This is a genomic window from Candidatus Terasakiella magnetica (assembly GCF_900093605.1).
Taxonomy (GTDB): Bacteria; Pseudomonadota; Alphaproteobacteria; order Rhodospirillales; family Terasakiellaceae; genus Terasakiella; species Terasakiella magnetica.
The window spans coordinates 1-24733 of sequence record NZ_FLYE01000012.1 but is presented as its reverse complement, the minus strand read 5'-3'; the positions used below and the strand labels follow the sequence as shown (position 1 = coordinate 24733).

The 24733-nt window shown below is 47.0% G+C and carries 26 protein-coding genes; 16 read left to right on the top strand and 10 right to left on the bottom strand.

The genetic code is table 11. The features are described 5' to 3' along the window. Positions 1-59: 59 nt before the first annotated feature. The 6 genes from MTBPR1_RS06985 (at position 60) to MTBPR1_RS06960 (ending at position 6022) form a co-directional block, all read left to right on the top strand. Positions 60-1013 (top strand): tRNA dihydrouridine synthase, encoded by a 954-nt coding sequence (locus tag MTBPR1_RS06985; RefSeq protein WP_069186859.1) that lies wholly within the window; start codon positions 60-62, stop codon positions 1011-1013. After that, positions 1003-2553, top strand: coding sequence for an ABC transporter ATP-binding protein (locus MTBPR1_RS06980; protein WP_069186858.1), 1551 nt, complete (start codon positions 1003-1005; stop codon positions 2551-2553). Before MTBPR1_RS06985 ends, MTBPR1_RS06980 begins: the two co-directional genes overlap by 11 nt. Next, entirely contained in the window at positions 2550-3620 is a 1071-nt protein-coding gene (locus tag MTBPR1_RS06975) for an ABC transporter permease (protein ID WP_126465079.1), read from the top strand. Before MTBPR1_RS06980 ends, MTBPR1_RS06975 begins: the two co-directional genes overlap by 4 nt. Then, entirely contained in the window at positions 3617-4552 is a 936-nt protein-coding gene (locus MTBPR1_RS06970) for an ABC transporter permease (protein WP_069186856.1), read from the top strand. Before MTBPR1_RS06975 ends, MTBPR1_RS06970 begins: the two co-directional genes overlap by 4 nt. 65 nt (positions 4553-4617) lie before the next feature. Beyond that, a complete protein-coding gene (locus tag MTBPR1_RS06965; protein ID WP_069186855.1) occupies positions 4618-5694 on the top strand; it encodes a BMP family ABC transporter substrate-binding protein in 1077 nt (358 codons plus the stop codon). A gap of 142 nt (positions 5695-5836) precedes the next feature. Then, complete coding sequence (locus MTBPR1_RS06960; RefSeq protein ID WP_069186854.1) at positions 5837-6022, top strand: hypothetical protein; 186 nt, start codon at positions 5837-5839, stop codon at positions 6020-6022. Positions 6023-6031: 9 nt separating this feature from the next. On the opposite strand, the gene MTBPR1_RS06955 is transcribed toward MTBPR1_RS06960, so the two are convergent. After that, the gene (locus MTBPR1_RS06955; protein ID WP_165602632.1) at positions 6032-6685 is read right to left on the bottom strand and encodes a DUF2202 domain-containing protein; all 654 of its coding nucleotides are present in this window, start codon (positions 6683-6685) and stop codon (positions 6032-6034) included. 477 nt (positions 6686-7162) lie between these two features. On the opposite strand from MTBPR1_RS06955, the gene MTBPR1_RS18365 reads away from it, so the two are divergent. The 3 genes from MTBPR1_RS18365 to MTBPR1_RS06940 all read left to right on the top strand — a co-directional run bounded on the left by MTBPR1_RS18365 (position 7163) and on the right by MTBPR1_RS06940 (position 9362). Beyond that, positions 7163-8590: a bacteriohemerythrin gene (locus tag MTBPR1_RS18365; RefSeq protein ID WP_126465077.1), complete on the top strand. Its 1428-nt coding sequence runs from the start codon at positions 7163-7165 to the stop codon at positions 8588-8590. Continuing rightward, positions 8587-9078 carry a response regulator gene (locus MTBPR1_RS06945; protein WP_069186851.1) on the top strand — a complete coding sequence of 164 codons (492 nt, stop codon included), beginning with the start codon at positions 8587-8589 and terminating at the stop codon, positions 9076-9078. The genes MTBPR1_RS18365 and MTBPR1_RS06945 overlap by 4 nt, the downstream gene beginning before the upstream one ends. 80 nt (positions 9079-9158) lie before the next feature. After that, positions 9159-9362, top strand: coding sequence for a hypothetical protein (locus MTBPR1_RS06940; RefSeq protein WP_069186850.1), 204 nt, complete (start codon positions 9159-9161; stop codon positions 9360-9362). Positions 9363-9376: 14 nt separating this feature from the next. Here the strand turns inward: MTBPR1_RS06940 and MTBPR1_RS06935 are convergent, their stop codons facing one another. Further along, positions 9377-10171, bottom strand: coding sequence for a response regulator (locus MTBPR1_RS06935; protein ID WP_069186849.1), 795 nt, complete (start codon positions 10169-10171; stop codon positions 9377-9379). A gap of 184 nt (positions 10172-10355) precedes the next feature. Here MTBPR1_RS06935 and MTBPR1_RS18105 point away from each other — a divergent pair, with 184 nt between their 5' ends. From MTBPR1_RS18105 to MTBPR1_RS06925, 3 genes are all read left to right on the top strand, one after another. Continuing rightward, on the top strand, positions 10356-10526 hold the full coding sequence (locus tag MTBPR1_RS18105; protein WP_165602631.1) for a hypothetical protein: 171 nt from the start codon (positions 10356-10358) through the stop codon (positions 10524-10526). A gap of 613 nt (positions 10527-11139) precedes the next feature. Next, the gene (locus MTBPR1_RS06930; RefSeq protein ID WP_069188603.1) at positions 11140-11862 is read left to right on the top strand and encodes a J domain-containing protein; all 723 of its coding nucleotides are present in this window, start codon (positions 11140-11142) and stop codon (positions 11860-11862) included. Between the two features lie 105 nt (positions 11863-11967). Continuing rightward, positions 11968-12921, top strand: a complete 954-nt coding sequence (locus MTBPR1_RS06925; protein ID WP_069186848.1) for a 2-hydroxyacid dehydrogenase — start codon at positions 11968-11970, stop codon at positions 12919-12921. Between the two features lie 62 nt (positions 12922-12983). On the opposite strand, the gene MTBPR1_RS06920 is transcribed toward MTBPR1_RS06925, so the two are convergent. From MTBPR1_RS06920 to MTBPR1_RS06910, 3 genes are all read right to left on the bottom strand, one after another. Beyond that, positions 12984-13700 (bottom strand): Bax inhibitor-1/YccA family protein, encoded by a 717-nt coding sequence (locus MTBPR1_RS06920; protein WP_069186847.1) that lies wholly within the window; start codon positions 13698-13700, stop codon positions 12984-12986. Positions 13701-13807: 107 nt separating this feature from the next. Beyond that, a complete protein-coding gene (locus tag MTBPR1_RS06915) occupies positions 13808-16312 on the bottom strand; it encodes an ABC transporter permease (protein ID WP_069186846.1) in 2505 nt (834 codons plus the stop codon). Then, the gene (locus MTBPR1_RS06910; protein ID WP_069186845.1) at positions 16309-17010 is read right to left on the bottom strand and encodes an ABC transporter ATP-binding protein; all 702 of its coding nucleotides are present in this window, start codon (positions 17008-17010) and stop codon (positions 16309-16311) included. Before MTBPR1_RS06910 ends, MTBPR1_RS06915 begins: the two co-directional genes overlap by 4 nt. Here MTBPR1_RS06910 and MTBPR1_RS06905 point away from each other — a divergent pair. The 3 genes from MTBPR1_RS06905 to thpR are packed head-to-tail and all read left to right on the top strand — an operon-like array spanning position 17009 to position 19248. After that, on the top strand, positions 17009-17650 hold the full coding sequence (locus MTBPR1_RS06905) for an arylesterase (protein WP_069186844.1): 642 nt from the start codon (positions 17009-17011) through the stop codon (positions 17648-17650). The two genes, MTBPR1_RS06910 and MTBPR1_RS06905, sit on opposite strands and share 2 nt — an antisense overlap. Then, on the top strand, positions 17650-18696 hold the full coding sequence (locus MTBPR1_RS06900; RefSeq protein ID WP_069186843.1) for an NADP(H)-dependent aldo-keto reductase: 1047 nt from the start codon (positions 17650-17652) through the stop codon (positions 18694-18696). The genes MTBPR1_RS06905 and MTBPR1_RS06900 overlap by 1 nt, the downstream gene beginning before the upstream one ends. 9 nt (positions 18697-18705) lie before the next feature. After that, complete coding sequence (gene thpR, locus MTBPR1_RS06895; RefSeq protein WP_069186842.1) at positions 18706-19248, top strand: RNA 2',3'-cyclic phosphodiesterase; 543 nt, start codon at positions 18706-18708, stop codon at positions 19246-19248. Here the strand turns inward: thpR and MTBPR1_RS06890 are convergent. The 5 genes from MTBPR1_RS06890 to MTBPR1_RS06870 all read right to left on the bottom strand — a co-directional run bounded on the left by MTBPR1_RS06890 (position 19230) and on the right by MTBPR1_RS06870 (position 23746). Continuing rightward, the gene (locus MTBPR1_RS06890) at positions 19230-20351 is read right to left on the bottom strand and encodes a tetratricopeptide repeat protein (protein WP_069186841.1); all 1122 of its coding nucleotides are present in this window, start codon (positions 20349-20351) and stop codon (positions 19230-19232) included. The two genes, thpR and MTBPR1_RS06890, sit on opposite strands and share 19 nt — an antisense overlap. Continuing rightward, complete coding sequence (locus MTBPR1_RS06885) at positions 20348-21022, bottom strand: HAD family hydrolase (protein WP_069186840.1); 675 nt, start codon at positions 21020-21022, stop codon at positions 20348-20350. Before MTBPR1_RS06885 ends, MTBPR1_RS06890 begins: the two co-directional genes overlap by 4 nt. 2 nt (positions 21023-21024) lie before the next feature. Further along, positions 21025-22128, bottom strand: a complete 1104-nt coding sequence (locus tag MTBPR1_RS06880; RefSeq protein WP_205631223.1) for an ion transporter — start codon at positions 22126-22128, stop codon at positions 21025-21027. A 69-nt stretch (positions 22129-22197) separates the two neighbouring features. Further along, positions 22198-23388, bottom strand: a complete 1191-nt coding sequence (locus tag MTBPR1_RS06875; RefSeq protein ID WP_069186839.1) for a YbfB/YjiJ family MFS transporter — start codon at positions 23386-23388, stop codon at positions 22198-22200. Positions 23389-23401: 13 nt separating this feature from the next. Further along, positions 23402-23746: an antibiotic biosynthesis monooxygenase family protein gene (locus MTBPR1_RS06870; protein WP_069186838.1), complete on the bottom strand. Its 345-nt coding sequence runs from the start codon at positions 23744-23746 to the stop codon at positions 23402-23404. Between the two features lie 126 nt (positions 23747-23872). Between MTBPR1_RS06870 and MTBPR1_RS06865 the strand changes: the two genes are divergently transcribed. Then, entirely contained in the window at positions 23873-24724 is an 852-nt protein-coding gene (locus MTBPR1_RS06865) for a LysR family transcriptional regulator (protein WP_069186837.1), read from the top strand. The last annotated feature ends 9 nt before the right edge of the window (positions 24725-24733 follow it).

Sequence of the window (24733 nt, the reverse complement as noted above, 5' to 3'; positions counted from 1 at the left end):
AAGCAGTCACTTTTGCTAAAAGGTTTTTTTACCAATTGGTCAAGGATTGAAGCGGCACCATGACGATCACGCTGGCCCCGATGGAAGGGGTTGTTGATGTTCATATGCGCGATATGCTGACACGGATCACAGGGTTTGATCTGTGTGTGACCGAATTTGTGCGCGTTTCTCAAGTGGTGGCCCCGCGTGAATGGTTCTTGAAATATTGTCCCGAGCTGGAAAATAACAGCCTGACCAAAAGCGGCATTCCCGTTCATGTGCAATTGATGGGTGGGGAAGCCGACGTGATGGCAGATAATGCTGCCTTTGCTGCCCATGAGCTGGGTGCCATCGGGATTGATCTGAACTTTGGCTGTCCGGCAAAGACGGTCAACCGCCATATGGCAGGTGCAGCCCTTTTGCAATGGCCTGAAAAACTTTATGAAATCACCCATGGGGTTAAACAGGCCATAAATGGCGCGAGCCCACTAAGTGCCAAGATGCGCTTGGGTTTTGAAGATAAGTCCCTTGCCCTTGAAAATGCCCAAAGCCTTGAAGAAGCAGGGGCTGAAAAGCTCACCGTTCATGCACGCACCAAGCTGGAAGGCTATAAAGCACCGGCCCATTGGGAATGGATTGCCCGCATTATAGAAGTGGTTGATATCCCCGTTGTGGCAAATGGCGAGATATGGACCCCTGAAGATGCGCAAAAATGTCGTGAGATCAGTGGCTGTAATGACATTATGATCGGGCGTGGCGCTATTGCACGGCCCAGCTTAGCCCGCGAGATTAAAGGCGGTGAGTTCGCCCAATGGCCGGAAATGCTTGGCTGGTTGAAAATCTATTGTGAAATAATGATTGGTGCGAAACGCCCAAAATGGGGCGAAGGCCGCATGAAGCAATGGATAAAATTACTAGGTCGCACATACCCAGAAGCAAAGCTAATGTTTGACAAGATCAAAAAGCAGCGCGACCCGGTTGTCATTTTACAGATGGTCAGTGAAGAATTGGGCGAGGTTCAAAATGTCGCCTAAGGCCATGGCGCATCGCCTGAAGCTGGAAGGGATCACCAAGGTCTTTCCAGCATGTATTGCCAATGATCATGTGAATTTTGATGTGGAGCCCGGTGAAATCCATGCGCTTTTAGGCGAAAATGGCGCGGGTAAATCCACATTGGTGAAAATGATTTACGGGGTGATGCATCCTGATGCGGGCGAGATCATCTGGGAAGGCCAGCCCGTTTTAATTGAAAATCCGGGCCATGCGCGAAAATTGGGTATCGGCATGGTTTTTCAGCATTTTTCTTTGTTTGAATCCATGACCGTGTTGGAAAATGTCGCCCTTGGCATCAATGAAAAAGGTCCCCTAAAGGATTTAGCCAAGCGCATTATTGAAATTTCAGAACATTATGGCCTACCGCTTGATCCGGCACGCTCCATCCATACGCTCTCAGTGGGAGAGCGCCAGCGTGTGGAAATTGTGCGCTGTCTTTTACAAGACCCAAGCCTGATCATTATGGATGAGCCGACCTCGGTTTTGACCCCGCAAGAAGTGGATAAGCTTTTTGTCACCCTTCGCCGCTTGCGCGAAGAAGGACGATCGATTCTTTATATTTCCCATAAGCTGGATGAAATTAAAGCACTGTGTGATCGTGCAACGATTTTGCGCGCAGGCAAAGTGGTGGGCGATTGTGATCCGGCAAAAGAAAGTGCGCGTTCCATGGCGCAATTGATGGTGGGCGAAGAGATTAAAACGCCTGCTAAAAAAGACAGCGCTTTAGATGGGGCGGACTGTCTGGTGGTGAATAACCTGTCTATGTCTTCTGATGATGTGTTTGTCGCCGACCTTGCTGACGTGACCTTTAAAGTAAAATCCGGTGAGATTTTCGGCATTGCCGGTGTGGCGGGTAATGGGCAAAACAATTTGCTCTCTGCCTTATCTGGGGAGCGACTATGCCCTAATGATGATTCCATTTTGATGGAGGGGCTGTCGGTTTCTCATTTAGGGCCGCAAAAACGCCGCAAGCTCGGCCTTGCTTTTGTACCTGAAGAACGCCTTGGTCATGGCACGGTGCCGGAAATGTCACTGGCCGATAACACGGTGCTATCTGGGCATGGGGTGTCTGATCTTGTGCAGATGGGCTGGTTGCGCTTTTCAAAAACCCATGCTTTGGCGCGCAAAATTATTGAGGCCTTTGATGTGCGCACGGGCGGCTCAAAATCAGAGGCCAAATCGCTTTCTGGTGGAAATTTGCAAAAATTCATCATCGGGCGTGAGCTCTTGAAAAAGCCCAAACTTTTGGTCGTTGCTCAACCCACTTGGGGGGTGGATGCAGGTGCGGCTGCTGCCATTCATCAGGCCTTGATGGATTTGCGCGATGAGGGCTGCGCCATTTTAGTGGTCTCACAAGATTTAGATGAACTTTTTGCCATTACCGATCGCATTGCCGTGATCTCACACGGGCGGCTTTCTCCACCAACCCATACCCATGAGACCTCGGTTGATCAAGTTGGCCTGTTGATGGGCGGCTTGTTTGGTCAGTCTGATGAATGGGAGGGGGAGGCGCATTTATGATCCGTATTGAGCCAAGACTTCATCCTTCAAAAACAATGGTTTATGGCGCGCCAATTTTGGCAGTTGGCTTAACGCTGATTGCAGGGGCCCTGCTTTTTGGCTTTTTGGGTTACGATCCATTAAAGTCTTTATACTTATTTTTCATTGTACCTATAAGTGATAATTATGGGTTGACCGAGCTTCTGCTCAAGGCCACGCCCTTAACTTTATGTGCGGTCGGGCTGGCTGTGGGCTTTCGTGGCAATGTGTGGAATATTGGCGCAGAAGGTCAATTAACCATGGGCGCTATTGCCGCAGGCGCTGTGGCGGTGAGTAATCATGAAAGCACCAGTTCATGGCTTTTGGTGGTGATGATCTTTGCGGGCATTTTGGGTGGTATGGCTTGGGCGGCGATCCCGGCTTTTTTGAAAACTCGCTTTCATGCCAATGAGATTTTGACCAGTTTGATGCTGACTTATGTGGCAGCCTTGTTTTTAGGCTATGTGGTCAATGGGCCGCTGCGCAACCCAGAAGGTTTTAACTTCCCCGAATCGCGCATGTTCCCCGATGTGGGACTATTGCCGTTATTGGTGGATGAATCACGCCTTCATATTGGCGCGTTGATCGCTTTGTTCGTGGTGGTTTTAGGCTGGGTGATCATGACGCGCACCTTAATTGGTTTTCAGGTCAAAGTGGTCGGCCTCACGCCTTTGGCTGCCCATTATGCGGGCTTTAGTCCCAAAAAAGTGGTCTGGATGAGCTTGTTGATTGGCGGTGGTTTAGCTGGTCTTGCCGGAATGTTTGAAGTGGCAGGCCCCATTGGGCAACTGCAACCGGTTATCTCACCGGGATATGGCTTTACGGCTATTATTGTTGCCTTTTTAGGGCGCTTACACCCCATCGGCATTTTATGTGCAGCCCTTTTGGTGGCTTTATCTTATCTGGGTGGGGAAACCGTGCAGATGGAATTAAGCCTGCCCTTGGCGGTGACAGGTGTGTTTCAGGGTATGTTACTGTTTTTCTTGCTGGCTTGTGATGTGTTGATCAATTATCGCTTTGTTTTGGGCTTAAAAAGGAAAGTGGCATGACCGGCTTTGAGCTTGAAACCATCATTGCCATCCTTTTAGGTGTGGCACGTGGGGCAACGCCCTTGGTTTTTGCCGCCATTGGGGAATTGATTACCGAAAAAGCTGGCGTGCTTAACCTTGGTGTTGAAGGCATGATGCTGGTGGGGGCTGTAGCGGGTTTTGTTTGCGTGGTGGCAACGGGTAGCACCAGCCTTGGTTTTCTCGCTGCGATTTTAGCCGGTGCGCTCCTTTCCAGCCTGTTTGCCATTCTTGTTCTTTTTCTTCATACCAATCAGGTTGCCAGCGGTCTGGCCTTAACGATTTTCGGTATTGGGCTTTCGGCCTTTTTCGGGTTGGAATATGTCGGCACACCCATTAAAGGCTTAAGCGCAATCCATATTGCGGGACTAAGCGATATTCCGGTGATTGGGCCGTTGTTATTTGGTCATGACATTATGGTCTATCTTGCCTTTGTGTTGGTTGGGCTTTGTATCTGGTTTTTAAATAAGTCACGCTGGGGCTTGATCTTGCGCGCGGTTGGGGAATCTCATCATGCTGCGCACGCCATTGGCTATCCGGTCATTGCCATTCGTTTTGCCGCCATCTTGTTTGGCGGGGGCATGTGTGGTCTGGCGGGGGCTTATATTTCTTTGATTTACACACCCATGTGGGCGGAAAATATGACAGCAGGGCGGGGCTGGATTGCCTTGGCACTGGTTGTTTTTGCCACATGGAAGCCCGGACGTGCCTTGATCGGGGCGTATCTCTTTGGCGGTGTGACGATTTTACAATTAAATGTGCAGTCAATGGGGGTGGATATCTCCGCACATTTGATGAATATGCTACCCTATATCGCAACTATTCTGGTTTTGGTGCTTATCTCGCGCGATGAAAGCAAGATCAGGCATAATGCGCCAGCGTGTTTGGGCAAACCCTTTCGCGCAGATGGGTAATTGACTTGGTAATGAGACTAGCTAACATAAGAAACAGTTTTGCATTTGGCGAAAGGAACGATTGAATGTCAAAAAAACTTCTAGCAGGCGTATTGGGCGCTGCTGCGATGGCTTTTGGTGCAGTAACAGCACAGGCTGAAGAAACAAAGATCGGTTTTGTATATGTCTCTCCCATTGGGGATGCGGGCTATACCTATCAACATGATCTGGGCCGCAAAGCCATTGAAGAAAAATTCGGCGATAAAATCAAAGTCAGCTTTGTTGAAAGCGTTGCTGAAGGACCGGATGCAGAACGTGTGATCATGAATTTTGCAAAAAATGGTTATAAGGCCGTTTTTGCAACGTCTTTTGGTTATATGAATCCCACATTGAAAGTGGCAAAACGCTTTCCAAAAATGGCCTTTGAACATGCAACGGGCTATAAACGTTCCAAGAATATGAACACTTATCTGGCACGTTTTTATGAAAGCCGCTACCTCACTGGTTTGGTGGCAGGTGCCATGACAAAATCAAACGTTATTGGCTATGTGGCAGCCTTCCCAATTCCAGAAGTGGTGCGTGGCATTAACGCCTTTACCCGTGGTATTCGTGCGGTAAATGATAAAGCAGAGGTCCGCGTGATCTGGACAAACTCTTGGTTTGATCCGGGTAAAGAGCGCGAAGCAGCTGATACATTGATCGGTCAAAAATCTGACGTGCTAACCATGCATGCAGATAGCCCGGCAACCATTCAGGCAGCTGAAGATGCAGGTGTTTACGCGATTGGTTATAACTCTGATTTCTCAAAATTTGGTCCAAAATCTCACCTAACAGCCTCCATCACAAACTGGGCACCTTATTATGTGAAGCGTGTTGAAGAAGTTTTGGCAGGCAACTGGAAAGGCAACCAAGATACGTGGGATGGCCTTAATGTTGATATGGTTCAGGTTGGTCCTTTCCACGCAGATGTGCCAAAAGATGTCCAAGAACGTGTGATGAAAGCCAAGGCTGACATTATTGCAGGTAAATTGCACCCGTTTGGTGGCCCTGTAAAAGATAATGAAGGCAAGGAACGCATCGCTGCGGGCAAGACTATGTCTGATGGCGAAATGCTTGGCTTTAACTGGTATGTAGAAGGTGTGGTCGGTAAATTACCGAACTAATCCATCTATTAATCAGATGTAGAATATAAGAGGGTCGCTTGCCAAAAGGTAGCGGCCCTTTTTCTTGTTACATTGTGTTACATAACAGACATGATGAGGACATAACTGCCCTGTAGAATGTGAAAATCAAAAGAGGGTTTTCATGTCGACAAAAGCACATCTTGGTCATCAAATTAAAGCGGTTCGCAAAACCGCCTTTTTGGTGTTGATGCTAAGCTTGCTGCCTGCCTTAGGCCATGTGGAGAAACCGACAGGTTCAAGCAAGATCAGTGTATTGACCCGTGCTTTAGATTGGTTTTTCTGGAATGCCTTGCCTGCTTTATTTTAGGTCCTGACCCTAGTACATCTCAAAAATCATATCGATCAGGTCTGGCTTTTTGGCAGAGGGCTCTTTTGTGTGCATTTTGCGCTCTGGTGCAGCTCTTTCCAGTGGGCTTGTGATGATGAAATCCACTTTATTAAAGGGCATATGTTGCGCACTATAGCTGGTGCCGAGTTCCTGTAAGGCTTTGGAAAAACGGCGCAAATGGTTGCGCGAGCCGAGCTGAAGGTTTTTATAAGTAAGGATAATATTGCTTTGGGCCGAACGGGTCAGCGAGCGATCCAAATCAGAAATATCAATCTCTTCAATCATGCCAGCTGCCAGATAGGCGTCTTCAAGGGATTGCTCACCTTTGGCAACAAGGTCTTTATACATCAGGTTTAATTTTGGGGAATTAAACTCACCAACAGCTGTGCCTTTTGTGGGGTCGGGGATGTTATAGCTGTGTAAAAGAGTATTTATAGCTTCGATATGGCGAACTTCAGCTTCCACAACGGTTTTAAAAAGAGGTACCTGCCATTTAGTCGCAAAATGGTGGTAGAGATCATGGGCAAGTTTTTCTTCTTCGCGCTTATAGCGTAGATCATTTACTTCATGTTGGCTTAAGCCCATGATGGGTTTGATCAATGCTCCACCCGGTTGTGTCGGGGCTGCTGTTTCGGCGGGCATATTTGCATAATGTTTTGTTCCAAAAAGCATGTCATAGAGAAGGACGCTCGTGCCTATGAACATAAGGAATAAAATAAACCAAAGAAAAGCGCTGAATGGATTTAAAGGTGCATTCTGCATAACAGGGCCTGATCAACTATATAATGAATAGCTATGTATGTAGCTTATCTAAAGCAAAAATACTATTGTTTTAGGAAGTTGATTTTTAGCCGAATCCGTTATTATGAGGTGAGGTTTTAAATTTAAAGTTTAATAATTTAAACTCTTAGAGCCTTGTATTGCCTCAGGGGAATAACTTTATAGATAATTCAATTAAATGATTATAAAATAATACCATTGATGATATGGAAAATTTTCTTACACACCATGAAATTGTATTTAATATTAGCACCTTGCTTTGAATATCAATATTTGCAAAAATCCCGCTTACATTAAAAAGTAAGAATAAAATAATAAACGCCGAGTTGGAGATAGTCTGTGTTCATAATCGCAATGGTGAAGCAATCCGGAAATACGTCCTTTGAAGGTTTCTGGGAACAACAGGAAGCCTCCTCTTTTTGGTCAGAACTCTGCACGAAAATGGATTCCAAACTTAAAGGGGATCGGGTTTCTGAAATCCATCTTTATAAGACGGAAGCCTCTTCTATTGCAGATGGCATCAAACAGGCGAAAAAAGGCCAGTTGGATGTTTTGAAATCCCATAAACCTGCAAATACAAAACCTCTAAGAGAGGTTGTGCGCCTAACAGGTGAAGGTCTGGTTGATGATAAGGTTCTGGATGCAGCCAATAAGGCACTTTATGCACAGGCTGACCAGTTTTTAGGCTTGGTTGGTGAGCTTATCAAAGAATTTGCAGGTCTCGTTGACGGCTTTGCCTCAGGTAGCGCAGCCAATGATGAGCAAAAAGGCCGTTTAAACGAGATTACATATGAAGTGAAAATTCAAGGCGGGACCTTTAATTACCCGCTGTTTTCACTTATTGGTGCGCATCTTGAAAAGTTTTTGGCCAAACATGCCAAAGACGGTTTGAACAGCGCTTATTGTGTTCGGGTTTTACAGGCCTATGTCAGTACACTTGAATTTGTTATTGAGAAGAAAATCAGTGGCACAGGCGGTGAGCTCGGCAAGAAACTTCTGGCGCGCTTGCAAGCGGTTATTAAAGGGGAAACAGAGAGTTTTGAAGTGCCAAAAGTTGCGCCGAAAAAACCTGTTGAAGCCAAGCCTGCTGAGAAAAAAGCACCAGCGGCGAAACCGACTGAAGCAAAACCAGTTGAGCAAAAGCCAGCTGCAAAAGCACCTGCTGCGCAAGCCGCACCTGCACCTAAGAAGCCAGCTGCACCTGAGCCGGGGGTTCAATCTCAAGAAAGCCTCAATGCATTGTTTGCAAGTGCATCACGCGAAGAGGTTGATGACAATATAGACCCAAATAAAGTGACTGAAGAAGATTTCGAATTTAAGGATGCTTATCGCACCGGATGTACAGCAATTGATGAGGATCATCGTTATCTGCTTCATTTGGTGAAACATTTATATCTCAGCAATAAAGGCCATGCGGGTGTATTTGAAACCGACATGATCTTTTTAATGCTGGAAGGCTATAGCCGTATCCATTTCGGTCGTGAAGAACTGGTGATGGAGAAATTCGGTCATGGTGATCTGGAAGATCACAAAGCAGGCCATGAAAAAATGTTGGAACAGTTGCTTGATGTTCGAGAGCAGCAAATCACATCGGTTGAGAAGAACCGCCATATCAAGGGTGTGCTGGAATATAAGCAGATTTATCTAGAACATATTATTTTGAGCGATTTTGGCTATAAGAAGCTCCTAAAAAATAAAGATGCAGAAGTAACAGCCTTGCTTAAAGATTATGATGTGCCCAAATCATGGTTGGGAGATGAGCAATGAGTGATCTCCAGAATTTCGGCCTTGAAGATTTAAGTGTTCTGATCGTTGAAAAAGATCGTTGGGGCTCAAACCTTGTCGAAACTTTGCTCAAAGCCATGGGTGTCACAAACATTCGTGTGGCTTTTACCGAAGTTGATGCGGTGGGCATTATTAAACATGACAATCCTGACATCGTCATCATGGAATATTTGCTAAATCAAGGTTCAACCATTGATTTGGTTAAACGTATTCGCGCTGCTGCTTTTGAACCTTATCAATATTCAAATATCATTATGCTCACCGGGCGTGCAGATATGAGCACGGTGGCAGCCGCGCGTGATTCCGGTGTGAATGAGTTTTTAGCCAAGCCTTTTAATGCTCATACGCTTTATTCACGCATTTGTTCCATGATTGTGGCCCCGCGCCCCTTTGTAGATTGTAAAAACTATAAAGGGCCAGAGCGGCGCCGTCGCAACTATCGTGTGGAGAATGAACGTCGCAAAGGCTGATGTTTTTTTCCCTACTGTGTCGGTGATCACAGCGCTCCTATCTTTATGTAGTACTATATAGAGGTAAGGGAGACAAAGTGATGAACAATATGCAATGTGAAACCACCTCATTAAAGCTGATTAGCCAAATCGGGCATGAGCTGATTAAAATGGCTCAAGACCATGAAGGTCTGGAAAACTGGCAAGAGCGTCATACTCATATTCGTCTTTTTGCCGAAGATCTATATGGCGATTGTGATGAGGCAACAATGTTAAGCACAGCAATGGCTTTGCAGGTGAAATAATTACTCTTAATTATTCAGCAGCTTTTCATCCAATGGTGCACCCTTTCTGCCAAAACATCTGGGGGCAGGGATTTATTGACATAATCATTACCACCGATCTCACGAATATTGCGAATGGTCTCGCTCGAGGCTTGGGACGTGAAAAACAAAATCGGGCAGTTGAGTTGCTCCCATTCCAAGCGAATTTTCTTACAGGTATCCAGACCATTTAGTTTAGGCATTTCCATATCCAAGACGATCACTTTAGGCTCTTTACCCTCAAGATTGCAGATTAGATCAAATCCATCTTCATAGGCCTCAACGTGAAAGCCAGCATTTTGTAAGATAAGGCTCACCATCTTGCGAAAATGTTCACTATCATCAGCAATCATGATCAGGGGATTATCACCCTTTTGATTTTCATTTTCATTTAAGGCCCAATGGGTATCTTCTTTGGCCCAGTAATCAATGCGCTCGATCAGTGAATTGGGCTGAAACGGCTTGACGATAAACTCATCAGCGCCAGCTTCCATGGCACTGTCTTCAGTATTGGCCATGGAGGTGAAAAAGATAATCGGTGCTTTTAGGCGCGCCATATTGCTCTTGATCTGATAGCAGGCCTGAAACCCGTCCACGTTGGGCATATTATAATCAAGGATGATGACAGAGGGTAAAGCATCATCTTGCAGGCCATAAAGGTCATCAAGCAACTCTTGGCCATCATTAAAGCATTTGACCTGATAGCCGACTTTTCCAAGTACATAAGAAACCATCTTGCGTACAGTTTCACTGTCATCGGCAAGATAGATAAGATGATCTGATCTATTCATAATTTATTACAAGATTTTATTAATTCTAATTACGCCTAGTTCTATAGGTATATAAAGGATTTGTGATTGTCAACCAATAGGGTCTAGTGCTTAAGTCCCTATATATCACCCATATGGAGGATGTCGCAAAATTAAGAATTTATTAATATATGTTTATAAAAGGGAAGGGTGATTCGCGATGAATATGAGTAATATCCAAGTGGAACAAGAATTGATTGAGGCGATAAAGCTTCATTGTGATGAATGTCCTAAAACGGACCCGAATGATTTACTTCATGCCTGCAGACATCAATGCACAGAAATTGATGAAGTTGTTTCAAATGTGATGTTACTGGCCCGCAAAAACGTCGCCTAAGACCTGTTTAAGTTTGAAAAGAGTAGCCAAGCCTAGAGCATTAATGTTCTGGGCTTTTTTATTTTTGTTAAGCTGCTTTTTAGAATAGATAAAATTTTATCTAAGTTTCGGGTGCGGTACGTTCTGAAATATGTATATTCTGTGATATAGATGTATAATATTAATCATTTATTTCAATGCATTATATATATTATTCACAGATTTACACACAAGACTAGGATGGCTGTTTATTGGTGTCATCCCACCAAAAGCACCTTATTTCTTAGAGCAAAAACCTGCTGTTCATATTTATAACTGCATGTGAATCCAGAGAGTTAAAAAGGGGCTAAAAATTGTCTGCACATGTAGGTAACACTTTTTTTACCAAGATACTGTAGGATGTAACAAGCTCCTAAAATGGCAGAAAACCAAGGGTTTTCCTTGTTCTAAGCCGTAATAGGATTTATAACAACATTCGTAGTTGATCTGTTAGGGGTAATCCCTGCATAATAATAAATAGGCAAGAAACGTGTTAGACAGTTCTATGCATGCCCAGCAAGCGGCATCAAATTCGTCAGTCTCATCAGCATCAGTTAGTGAGGGGACTGATAAAGAACAAAATGGTGATGTGAAAATGGCGAAAGCGAAACCAAAGTCATCCAACTTAAAACACTCATATACCATTCCCTGCTCCAGTGAGTTCCGTGATCAGGTCAGTGCATTGGCTGATCAGAAGAAAGTCAATGTTGCTGACCTAGCTCGTTCCGTCTTGTTGATGGTCAGTGATGCTGACATATATAATTTTACAGATCCGGGTGATCCAGAGCCACAAGACCGCGAAACAGTCATTCTTAAATCGGGCCCCAGTAAAGGGCGGCCTTGGCGACGCAAACCCCGTTTGCAAGTGCGCATGGCCCCGGGGTTTGAAGTGTTACATATCCGCAAGGCACTCAATCTTTCCTTGTATATGGAGCGTGGTGAGGCCTGTGTGCGTATCGACACGCAAGAGAGCTTGGCCCAGCAGCAGCTTGAGGCAGAACGCCTGCGAAAAGAAGCTATCGAGGCCGCTGAACAGGAAAAGAAAAATCATCAACTACCCGAAACAACTGAGGAATTGGAACGCTTAAAGGCAATTGTTTCGGTTCTGTCATTTGAACCGCTGAGCAACGGCGTTCAAGACCGTGGGGATGCGCTTCATATCCTTGGCTTTCCGCCAAAGACCTATCCCGATCGCTCAGAACTGCGGGCGCGCTTTCGTATGTTAGCCACCATTCACCACCCAGACGGGAAGTATGGTAGCCATGAACGCATGAGCCAATTGAACCAAGCCATGGAAATTCTACGCTATGCAAGCTAGGTTATCCACAGCCTGTGGATAAATATTTAACGCCGTTCTGTTTTCGGAACGGCGTTTTTTTATGTTAGTCTTCACAAAAGTAAGGATGAAGACAGGGGAGTTAAAATGCCAAAACAGCGCATTCTCGTGACACGTAAATTACCCGATGAAGTAGAGAAACGTCTCATAGATACATTTGCAACTAATTTGCAAGGAGGCGACTTTCCGGACAATTCAGAAAGGTTAATTCAACAATCACATGATGTAGATGGTATTTTATGTAGCCCGTGCGATCAAATCGGTGCCGATTTGATTGAAAAATTACCAGAACGTATTCGCATCATTTCTACATTCTCGGTTGGCTATGAACATATTGATATTAAAGCCGCAATGGCGCGCGGCATCACCGTGACCAACACACCGGGTGTTTTAACCGATGCCACAGCCGATATCGCCCTGCTTTTAATATTGGGGGCGACACGCAGGGCCTTTGAAGGCGAAAGACTGATTAGGGAAAATAAATGGCAAGGCTGGAACCCGACCCAATTAATGGGGACAGGCCTGCAAGGAAAGCGCCTTGGCATTTTAGGCATGGGCCGTATCGGTCAAGCTGTGGCCAATCGGGCCAAAGCCTTTGGTATGGAGGTGCATTATCACAACCGCCGCCCTGTTGAGTTTGACGCGACATATCATGAAACGGCTGAAAGTCTGCTGTCTAATAGTGATGTCTTAAGCCTGCATTGCCCACTTACGCCTGAGACAAAGGGCTTTCTTAGTAAAGAGCGCATCGAGCTTTTACCCCAAGGCGCCGTGGTGATTAATACCGCACGCGGTGGTGTGATTGAGGATGAGGCATTGATTGAGGCTTTAAAATCAAAGAGGCTGTTTGCCGCAGGCCTTGATGTGTTCGAAGGGGAGCCCAACCTCCATGCAGGTTATCGAGCCCTTGATAATACATTCTTGTTGCCTCACCTGGGCAGCGCGACCATTGAGACGCGCAACGCCATGGGCTTTATGGCAATTGATAATCTGGAAAGTTTCTTTAAAGGGGAAAGCCCACCCAATGTGGTGAAGCCATAAAAAAAGCCCGGCTCTTGTAAAATATCAGAACCGGGCTTTTTTATATTTTAAGGGGCGTATTTCTAGTCGCGCTCACCCATGAAGGCCAGCAAGAACTGGAACATGTTGATGAAATCGAGATAGAGCATCAAGGCACCCATGATGGCTTTTTTGCCAGCTACATCAGAGCTATCAAGCTCATGATATGTGTCTTTGATCTGCTGTGTGTCATACGCTGTCAGACCGGCAAACAACAACACACCAACGCCGGAAATGATGAAGTGCATCATTGTGCTTTGCAGGAAGATATTGACGATCCCGCCAATGATCAGGCCAACAACACCCATGATCAAGAAAGAACCCATGCCAGAAAGGTCACGTTTTGTTGTATAGCCATAAAGGCTGAGTGAACCAAAGGCGATGGCTGTTACAAAGAAAGTACGGGCCACGCTTGTGCCAGTATAAGCCAGCAGGATGTAAGATAGGGACAAGCCCATCAGGCCGGAAAATGCCCAAAAGCAAATTTGCGCGGCAGATGTAGACATTTTATGAATACGTGCACTGAAGTAGAAAACAAAACCCAGTGGCGCCAGCATGACAACCCATTTCAAGGGTGTGCCATGAATGGTCTGCATCACAGTGGCAGAGCTTGAAGCCAACATGGCGACGATGCCTGTAAGCGCCAAGGCAGCAGCCATATAGTTGTAAACACCCAGCATATATTTGCGAAGGCCCACATCATACTGTGCAACGCGTGCCTCAGAATGTGACATGGTTTGACGGTTATTACCGAATTGCATTTCTATCCTCTTAGGAGCTGTTAAAACTCAATGAAATTGTTTGACTCTTAATATGTCATGAAATTCGCAGTTTGCAAGGGAAACTGGAATGACAATATTGTGAGAAGTTATTCATTGCGCAAATGCGGGGCTGCTTTTTGGCCTAATGCCCGCCATGTACCGATAAATCCGGCTCCAATGGTGAGGATAAGACATAATATAAGTGTCAGCGCGATTGTGTTTGGATAAAAGGCCCAATCCATTTTCATCAAGAATGTAATCACCCCCCACGAGGCAATGGTGCCAACGCCTGCACTAATCAGCCCGGTGACAAGGCCAAGAACGCCATATTCTATAAGGTAGGCTTGCAACATGCGCGAACGCGTTGCCCCTAAAACCTTAAAAACAATAGCTTCGTAAGTGCGTTGTTCGCGGCCCGAGGCCATGGCCCCTGCCAAAACAAACCCGCCTGCCATAACTGTCAGGCTGGCTGCTAACCCAATGGCGGTGGAAATGCCATCCATTAAATTGCGCGCAGACTGCAAAGCCTCTTTCACACGGATGATGGACACATTGGGAAAATCTAGAGCAAGGGATTTCTCAATAGACTCAACAGCGCCATCATCAGCATGAATGGCCCCGATATGGGAATGGGGCGCATGTTCTAACAGGCCCGGGCTCATGATAATGGCAAAATCAAACCGCATGGAGCGCCAGTTTATCTCGCGCAAAGAAGTAATCGTGGCTGTAACATTGCGCCCAAGCACATTAACGGTGAGCGTATTACCGATATCCACGCCAAAACCTTTTGCCAGCCCGGCATCAAGGGAAATTAACGGTTTGCCGCGATAATCAGCCGCCCACCATTGGCCTTTGATGATTTTTGAGCCTTCTGAGGGTTGGCTGGCGTAAGTCAGTGCGCGATCACCGCGAACAGCCCATTGCGATTGTGGTGCAACCTCCACCTTATCCACATCAACCCCATTGATTTTTGTAATGCGTCCGCGCAAAGACGGCACACGTTTATAATTTCCCGTACCTTTAAGAGAGGTCAAGGTGCGGTCGAACTGTTCTGTTTGCTCATTTTGGATATCAATAAAGAAAAAAGCCGGGGCTTCTTTAGGGAGGTTGTCATTAATCTGTCCGCGCAAATTCTGATCAATCAGGGTGACTGCCACCAAAACCGATAAGCCAAGCCCAAGGGACAGGATAACAGATGGGGCCGTTGTACCCGGGCGATGAAGTGCCGTAATAGCAAGGCGAAGACCCGTCTGTTTAAAATGCGGGGCCTTCTTGGCAAGACGCATGGTCAATATGCCCGCACCTTTTAGGGTGGCAAGAACGAGTGCAGCGACAACAACAAAGATAACAGCAAAATCAAGGCGATGTGCGGTGCTTAGGGTAAGAATAATTAATAAGAATGAAAAAAGGTAAGATAAATTGCGATAAACAGGGGCTGGTGGGGCCGTAATCGGTGTGCTTTTATCGCGAAACAACGCACTGGCAGAAACGCTTTGTGTACGCCCTAAAGGCCAAAAGGCAAAGGTAAGGACGATGAGGAAACCAAAGGCAGCTGCGGTAAGAAGTTGTGGTAAATAAAGTGCGGCCTCTGGCTGTACAGGGAAGAAGCTGGAGCCCACAATTGAGGAAACATAAGGGATAGAGGCCCCAAGAATAAGACCAACTGCAATGCCGATCAGGCTGAGAAGCAGGATCTGGATTAGATAAGTTTGAAAGACAATCTTGTTGGTTGCCCCTAAACTTTTAAAGGTGGCAATGGTGGCGATCTTGCCATCGAGATAATCGCGCACGCCCGAGCTCACCCCGACCCCGCCGATCAATAAGGTGGTGAATCCAACGAAGCTGAGAAAGAGGGATAGGCGGTCAATGAAGTTCTCCACACCGGGGGCGGCATTGTCTGGTGTGCGCACGCGCCATCCAGCTTGTGGAAATTTTTCCTTAAGATTATCAATAAAATTATTAGAATTGCTTATGTCATTATACTGCAGGCGATAGTGATGGCGCACCACACTTCCCGGTTTTAACAGCTGCGTATTTTCCAAAGTTTTTTGGGAAATCATCATGCGCGGGCCGAAATTTATCACCGAGGCAATGCGATCTGGCTCTTTGGTAATCAGGCCCGAAATTGTAACACGTGCTTGTCCAAGGGTGATTTCATCACCGACTTTAACCCCTAAACGATCCAGTGCGAGTTTTTCAACAAGGGCTGAATTTTCGCTCAAAGACTGTTTGATAGAAAGAGGTGGCTGGCTTGTGAGGTTGCCCACAAGGGGGTAAAAATCATCAACGGATTTTAATTCAACAAGCAGGCGCTGCTCACCATTTTGGGCCATGGCGCGCATTTCACTGACATGGGAAAGCTGCCCATGGGCCTGTAAGTATTTTTGTTGCTCATCCGTTATGGTGCGACCAGACAGGCGTAAATCCAGATCACCGCCGAGCAAGGCCCGACCATCACGGGCCAAGCCATGAGAGATGGATTCATTAAGGGATGAAACCGCCGCAATGGTGGTAACCCCTAAAATCAGGCAGGCAAGAAAGATGCGAAAGCCTTTGGTGCCGCCTCTTAATTCACGGCGTGCCAAACGCCAGCTTTGTGACCATCCACTCATGAGGCTGCGACCTCTTTAAGGTTATGATCGCTAATGCGCCCATCTTGCACATGGATGGTGCGGTCACATTTTTCAGCGAGCTTCGGGTCATGGGTAATGAGCAAAAGTGTGTTGTTTTGGGCTTTATGTCGGTTAAATAACAAATCCATAACCTTCTCACCCGTCTCCCCATCCAGGTTACCTGTGGGCTCATCTGCCAGTAATAAATCCGGCTGAGCGGCAAAAGCACGCGCTAAGGCAACGCGCTGTTGTTCGCCTCCTGAGAGTTGGGAGGGGTAATGTTCAAGGCGATGACCAAGGCCAACGGCCTCTAGCTGTTCTTTGGCTTTTACATAGGCATTGGGCGTATTTGCAAATTCTAACGGTATCGAAACATTTTCAAGCGCCGTCATGGTCGGCACCAGATGGAAGTCTTGAAAAACAATGCCAATATGGTCACGGCGAAAGAGGGCCAGCTCATCTTCACTAAAATTGGTGACATCCTTGCCAGAAATCATCACACGGCCCGATGTTGAACGTTCCAACCCCGCAATGACCATCATCATAGAGGACTTGCCCGACCCACTTGGGCCGACAATGGCAATGGTCTCCCCACGGTGAATTTCTAAATTAATTCCTTTTAGGATATTGACGTCACCAGCCTGACTTGCCAGCTTAAGGTGAATGTCTTGTAATTGCAGCGCGGGAGTATCGCTCATGGGCTTTGGCCTTTTAAATCCGATAATAACTTTTTCCAGATTTGTGCTGTTTCTCTGTCTTGTCAACACAGCGAGTGCAAATGTTGAGACCAAGGATTTCACCATCCTTGTTTTAGGGGACAGTCTAAGTGCTGGCTATGGTCTTCCCAAAGGCGATGCCTTTCCTGAACAGCTTTCAAATAAAATTAATAATAATCAAAATAATATAAATATTATTAATGCAGGTGTTTCTGGCGATACGACCCAAGGCGGGCTGGCGCGCCTTGGCTGGGCGCTTAGCGATAATCCCGATATGGTGATTGTGGAACTGGGCGCGAATGATGGTTTGCGCGGCCTTGAACCCAGCCTCATGGAAAAGAACCTTGATGCGATTATAACCGAGCTTAAAAAACGCGAGATCAAGGTGCTGTTAACAGGTATGTATGCACCGCCCAATTATGGCGAGGACTATTTAAAAGAATATAATTCTGTCTTTCCTCGCCTTGCCAAGCGTCATAACATCACCCTATATCCATTTTTCCTAGAGGGTGTTGCAGGTGAGCCTACACTTAACCAGCCTGACGGCATCCATCCCACCAAAGAAGGTATTGCGATTATGGTTGATCGCATTTTGCCTTACGTCAAAGAGGTAATGAAATAATGCACTATAAAAAACTCGGGCGCACAGATATTGACGTATCACTGGTTTGTCTTGGCACCATGACATGGGGTGAGCAAAATAGTGAGGCAGAAGGCCATGAGCAGATGGATTATGCCACAGCCCAAGGCGTTAACTTCTTTGACGTGGCAGAAATGTATCCGGTGACCCCGCGCAAAGAAACATATGCCGATACCGAACGGGTGATCGGCACATGGTTTGAAAAACGCGGCAAGCGTGATGATATCGTTCTGGCAAGCAAGGTAATTGGGCCGGGTAATTTCTTTGATTATATCCGCGATGGCGCAGCCCGCCTGACAGAAAAAGATATTATGGCAGCGGTGGAGGATAGCCTTGCGCGTCTTAAAACTGATTATATCGATATCTACCAAATCCATTGGCCCTCGCGCCCAACCAATTATTTTGGGCAGCTGAACTATCCTGATGGGGCGGATTATTCAAGTGCTGTACCCATTGAAGAAACCTTGGGCGCGATGGTGAAGCTGGTGGAACAAGGTAAAATCCGCCATATCGGTGTCTCAAACGAAAGTGCATGGGGGGTGATGGAATATCTGCGCCTGTCAGAAAAAAACAACTGGCCGCGCATTGTCTCCATCCAAAATCCTTATAATTTGATGACGCGTCAATATGAAGTGGGCCTTTCAGAAGTCTCTGTGCGCGAAGATGTCGGGCTTTTGGCCTATTCACCACTGGGTGGAGGCACATTGTCGGGTAAATATATTGGCGGTCAACAGCCCGAAGGCGCGCGTATGACCCTTTGGCCTGAGCGCTACAGCCGCTTTACCAAGCCACGCGCAAAAGAAGCCACACAAGCTTATTATGAGATTGCAAAAAAACATGGGCTGGATATGAGCCAGATGGCTTTGGCCTATTTAAAGACCAAAAGCTTTATGACCGCTTCTATCATTGGCGCGACAAATCTGGAGCAACTTAAAAGCAATATTTTGGCCTATGAGCTTGATCTGAGCGAAGAGGTTTTGGCTGATATTGAAGCGGCCCATGTTGATAACCCTAATCCCGCACCTTAAATATAGAAGATGATGCGCCTTTTTATGGGGGTGGAATTGCCAGATGGGGTGAAAGACAGGCTTGTACCCTTATGTTCAGGCCTGAAGGAGGCGCGTTGGGTTCCCCCTCATAATATGCATATCACACTGGCCTTTGTGGGCGAGGTTGATCACGGTGCAGCCTTTGATCTACATGAGGCTTTATGTAATGTGCAGTTTGACCCGTTTGATCTCTCATTACACGAGGTCGATTGTTTTGAAAGCCGTGGCAAGGCCAAGGTCATTTGGGCCGGGGTGAAAGGCGAGATTGAGGCTTTAACCCATCTTCATCAAAAGATTTTAACTGCGGTGGAACAAGCAGGGCTGGTGCCTGAACGACGCAAATATAAACCCCATGTCACATTGGCACGTCTTAAAAATACCCCGCTTGAAAAAGCGCAAGATTATATGAGTGCCAATAACGGCTTGAAAACCCATAGTTTTAAGGTGGCCCATTTCAGCCTGTTTCGCTCCCACCTCACCCGTCATGGGGCTGATTATGAGGTTTTGGAGAGCTATCCTGAAAAGGGCTGACCCACATATTTCCCATTTGGCAGGGCTGTCTTTTTGGGAAAAGCTGTAATGCTCTCAAGGTCATGGCAGCTGTCATGGATCAGGCAGCTTTGTTTAATGGTGGGCCAAAGGTTTTGTTCACAAAAAAGCTCATCCATTTTTGCCTGTGGGCGTGTGTGGGTGAGGAATTTATAAAGCAATGTCCCCATATTGGCTAACGCGCCTTGCACGCCCCCCCATAACCCCGCAGGCACAAGGGCGCATTGGCTGACATGGTCGCGCATAATATGGAAATGTTTATCTGAATTGATCCATTGGTCAACCGCTGCGACTTCGCGCGGTGTAATGGCGTTCATATGATCGCGAATAAGATATCGATCAATATGTTCATCCATACAGACGTGTAATTTCCACAGGCTGGTGCGTAAATCCGCCTCATCCGTATCCATCATAATCAATTCAGCGCCTTTGGCTTGCAGGGCTTTTTGGATGCGTGCAGGTACGGTCTGATCAAGGTAAAAACGACAGGTCCATTGCCCATAAAGCCGCTTTGCACTGTCTGCAGCCTGTAGTGCGCCGCGCAATGTGTTTTTTTCTTCCCCGCTGATGGAAAAAGCGATGACATTTTTCATTTTTTGCAGGGAGTTAAAGGCGGGAATGCGACAGGTCTCAAGTGTGGTGAGAACCGGAGCTTGAGATTGGGCGTCTTTTAAGGTCAGGCTGCACGCCCCGTGATAGCGGCTGTTGTCATTATCGCTAAGATGGAAATAACATTGCGCCAGACAGTCATGCATAAGCGCATCATCGGATTTTATGTCTATATATTTGCTTAAAAACGGCAACGCCAATGCATGTTGGCCTGAACGGGTATAACACAGGCCAAAATTGCGGATGGTCTCAGGGTCTTCATAGCCTTTTGGGGAACGTTGCAACAACGCCAGCATATCAAGTGCGCCCTTATAGTCCTGATTGGCAATGATAAAGCTGACAAAGGCTTTCAGGTCACTGATTTTCTGGGTTTGGTTAAAGACTTCAAGCTGAAGCGCAATGGCATCTTTGAGTTGGCCTGAGTCAAAGAGTGTTTGTGCAAGCGCACGTTTATCATCTAAATCTGTCGTGATCATCTTTGATAAAACTTAATAAGGTTGGGAAGGGCAAACATTTCTCTAAAGGTGATATTGGCACCAGAAAGATCAAGCATTTCTGCATAACCCGGTCCAGCGTGGGAACCACCGGCAAAACCAAAGACGGTCATTCCGGCTTTTTTCGCCCCTTTCACACCAACGGGGCTATCTTCAATCACCAAACAACGCTCCGGTTTTACATTCATTTTCTCAGCTGCATATAAAAACAGGTCCGGTGCGGGTTTACCGCGCGCCACCATTTCAGCAGAAAAGAGGTGCGGGGCAAATTTATCATAAATTTGGGCGAGCTTGAGCGAATGGGTTACTTTATCTAGCGATCCGCTGGAGGCCACACAAACAGGCATGTGTAAAAGTTCCATGGTTTCTTCAATACCAGAGACCGGGCGCAGGCGATCTTCAAACACATGGCGGTCTTGTTCGCGAATACGTTCTTCAAAATTATCGGGCAGTTCAATGGCTGTGGCTTGAAAGACGAGCTCTTTTACCCGTTTCAGGCTGGAGCCTGTAAAACGGTCGCGACATTCGCGCGGCGGGATATCCACATTATGCAGGGCGAGCTGTTCTGAAAGCACGTGGGAGGCCAAAAGCTCACTATCCACAAGGACGCCGTCGCAATCAAAAATGATCAGGTCAAAAGGTTCTGGGGCCATGGTTATTTATCAACGTCCTGCAAGCTTTCGCCACAATGGGGGCAATGGGTGTAAAAATGTAGGCCCCCTTTGACGCTATGATGCAAAATATTGCGCGCTTCATCTACAGAAATACCCAGATCTTCCTGAATTTTTCTTAATTTTTCCGCTTCACCTGCGGTCAGCACCCCATCTGAAAGTGCATCAACCACCTTGTCACGGTAGCGTTCGCGCCGGATATGAAGCTGTTCTGAAAAGGCCGAGGCTAAAATACCTGCTGGCAGGGCAACCATGCCAATACCAACAATGGAAATGGCCGCTCCAAAGAATTTCCCCATGGGGGTGATGGGATAGGCATCACCGAATCCAACCGTGGTGAGGGTAATCACTGCCCACCACATGGCGTTGGGGATGTTGGAAAAGACCTCAGGCTGGGCTTCATGTTCAAACAGAAAGATCATACTGGCAGAAAATGTCATGAGCAGTAGGAGCACAAAAAGCGCAGCCCCAAAGGCCTTGGCTTCTTGGCGCAGTACATTAAGCAAGATCGTCATGGCAGAGGAATAGCGCGTCAGCTTAAAGACCCGCAAGAGCCTAAGCACCCGCATGAAACGCAGATCAAGCGCAATAAGGAAACTGAGATAAAATGGCAAGATGGCGATGATATCAATCAGGGCGGTTGGCGTGAACAGATACCTTAAGCGCCCCCAAAAGGGGTGATGAAACTTATCTTGGGGCTTTTCAGTTGTGGTCCAGATACGACAGGCAAGCTCAACACTGAAAATTGCCACACTGAAGACTTCAAAATAATAAAACTGGGTGGCCCATTGGGCATGAAGGCTGGCAACGGATTCTAAAATTACCGCCAGCACGTTGAGGGAGATGAGGCTGACGATGAAAATATCAAAGGCTTTTGCCGCCCCGTCGTCTTTATTGCCCGCATCCATTATCTCATAGAGACGGTTGCGTCGGCTTTGCTGGGTGCTGTCTTGGCGCTCAAACTCTGGGCTTAAAGGGGCAATGGCATTGAGAATATCATCTTCGCGCCGCCCGACAGATTGCTCACTCTCAAGCTTTCTGCCTTTGCGACGATCTATGTCTGAACGTTCTTTATAGTCTTCAGCCATGTCTCTACCCACCTCATGCCATCTTAGCATAGAGTTTGGGGTAAAAAAATGAAGGAAGGGTTTATAGGCTTAACTGAGACAAGGGCAATCTTCTTTAACAGGGACATTGCTTGGGCAACGCGCCCCCCATAAAAAGGCGATGGAAATAAGGCTACAGGCCGCAGCACTCCATAGACCAAGCTCGCTAAAGCCAGTTTGTTCCATGGCGATGCCGGCAAGGACAGGCCCAACGATTTGTCCCACACCGTATGAGACCACCAAAATACCGATGAGCGCAGAGGGGTTATGGGGCGAGAGTTTCCCACCTAAAGCCAGAACAACCGTAACAATCCCCATAAAGCAGGCGCCAAACATAAAGCCACCGATCAAGGCGCTGGCGGTTGAGGGCCACAGCACAGGTAAGGCACAGCCAATAGCTTGCACGATATAGGCATAAGTCAGGGCTTTAAAATCCCCCACTTTAATGGCACTGCGCATCCAGAAATAACAAGACGGGGCCAAGGCTACACCGAGTAAAACCCAGGCAAGGTTACGGCTATCCGCCAGTGAGGGGCTTTGCGCCATAATGGTGATGATAAAGGTTGTACCAATAGAAAAAGTCGCCCCGGCAAAACCGTAAGATAACAACAGCATGATAATTGGGCGCGCACGCATGTTGATCCCTTCGCCATGGGCGATGTTGGGGGCCTTGAGCCCATGGATATTCATCCATAATAAGGCAGGCAGGGCGAGCAAAAGACCGATCGCGCCCACAACCAGCCAGCCTTGATCCCAGCTCATGACAGGCTCAATCAGGGTCAAGACTGTGCCGCTCAGCACCACACCAAGGCCCACACCACTGAAATGGATGCCGATATAATCTGGGCGGTGGCGCTGTTTGAGATGGTCCAGCACAATGGCGGTGCCCACAACCATGCCTGCAGCACTGGTTAGCCCCCCAAAATAGCGCATGATGGACCAGATCACCACATGATCACTCAACGCCATGGCAGCGGTGGTTAGAACCGCAAATATAATGCCCAGGCGATAAAAACGCAGCTTGGTTAAAGGGTTGCGCAAACGGCTTGCAAGTAAGGCCCCGCTTAGATACCCGGCATAATTAGACGCTGCTAAAAAACCAGCGCCATCATCACCCAGACCCGTTGCTGCCTGCATGGCGGGCAATAAAGGGGTAAGGGCAAAACGCGCAATTCCCATCACTAAAATAAGCGATGAAATACCGGCGCAGATGAGTTTCCAAGTGGCAATAGGCTGGGACATGGGGGTGAAAACCTTATTGATGAATGGACTGGCTGTCTGTTGGGGCTTGCTCGCGCTCGCTCATTGAATAATCGCGCATCACATGGGCGACACGCAGGCGATAGCCATCAAAGGCGCGGCTACGTCCCACTTTTTGAGCGTTGCGATGGGCTTCAAGGGTGCGCCATTTTTGAACGGCTTCTTCATTTTCAAAGAAAGACAGCGAGAGAATTTTATTTTCATCGCTTAAGCTTTGAAACCGCTCAACCGAGATGAAGCCGTCGATTTGTTCCAGCACAGGGCGCAGCTCTGCGGCAATATCAAGATATTCCTGCTTATGCTCTGCATTGGGGAGAACTTCAAAAATAACGGCAATCATCGGGGAGGCTCACATATTGTTCATTGATCGAACAGTATACTATCCGATCTTAAAAATCATTACAAATGATTAGTTTTGATGCTATCATTCATAAAAAGTGATATCACTAAAGTCATTAGGTCCAAAATGGAAATCTCAACCCTAAAAGTCTTCATCGCGGTGGCAGAAAATGCCAGCGTTTCATGTGCCTCCCAGCAGCTTAATTGTGTGCAATCCAATGTGACCGCGCGCATTAAAAAACTGGAAGAAGAATTGGGCGTGAGCCTGTTTGTGCGCAAAAGCCGCGGGATGGAGCTTAGTGCGCAGGGGCGCGTCTTGTTAGATCATGCCTATCAGATTATTGATCAGGAACGCCAAGCCCGTCATGCGGTGATGTCGAGCATGGAAGATGGCGGGACTTTATCATTGGGCTCCATGGAAACGGCTATGTCGGTTCGTTTGCCAAGATTGCTTAAAAGCTTTCATCAACTTCACCCCAAAACCGAATTGTCCGTGCGCACTGGCACAACCGATGAAATGATCGCACAAGTGCTGAAACATCAATTAGATTGCGCCATTGTGGGCAGTGCGGTTCAAAGTGAGGAGATCATCCAATATCCGTTTTTTCGCGAACGCCTCGTGCTGGTAAGTTCACCGGGTAATGAGCTGTCCAATACTTTGCTGGTTTATCGCAAAGGCTGTGCCTATCGCGCCCGTGCTGAAGAATGGCTGCGCCGTGAAGGCCGCCTGCCTTATACCATTATGGAATTTGGCACACAGGAAGGCATCATTGGCTGTGTTTCTGCCGGATTGGGCATCACCTTATTACCCATGGAAGTGGCCAAAAGCTTGAGTGGTGAGCTGCAAATTAGCGAGCTGCCCGATGAGATCGCCGATGTGGATACCTACCTTATCTGCAATAAAAGCACTATTCAGACAAAGCCCATGAAGACCTTAATGGAATTGGCCTCACATTACGGTGAAACACAAGCCGCTTAAACATGGACT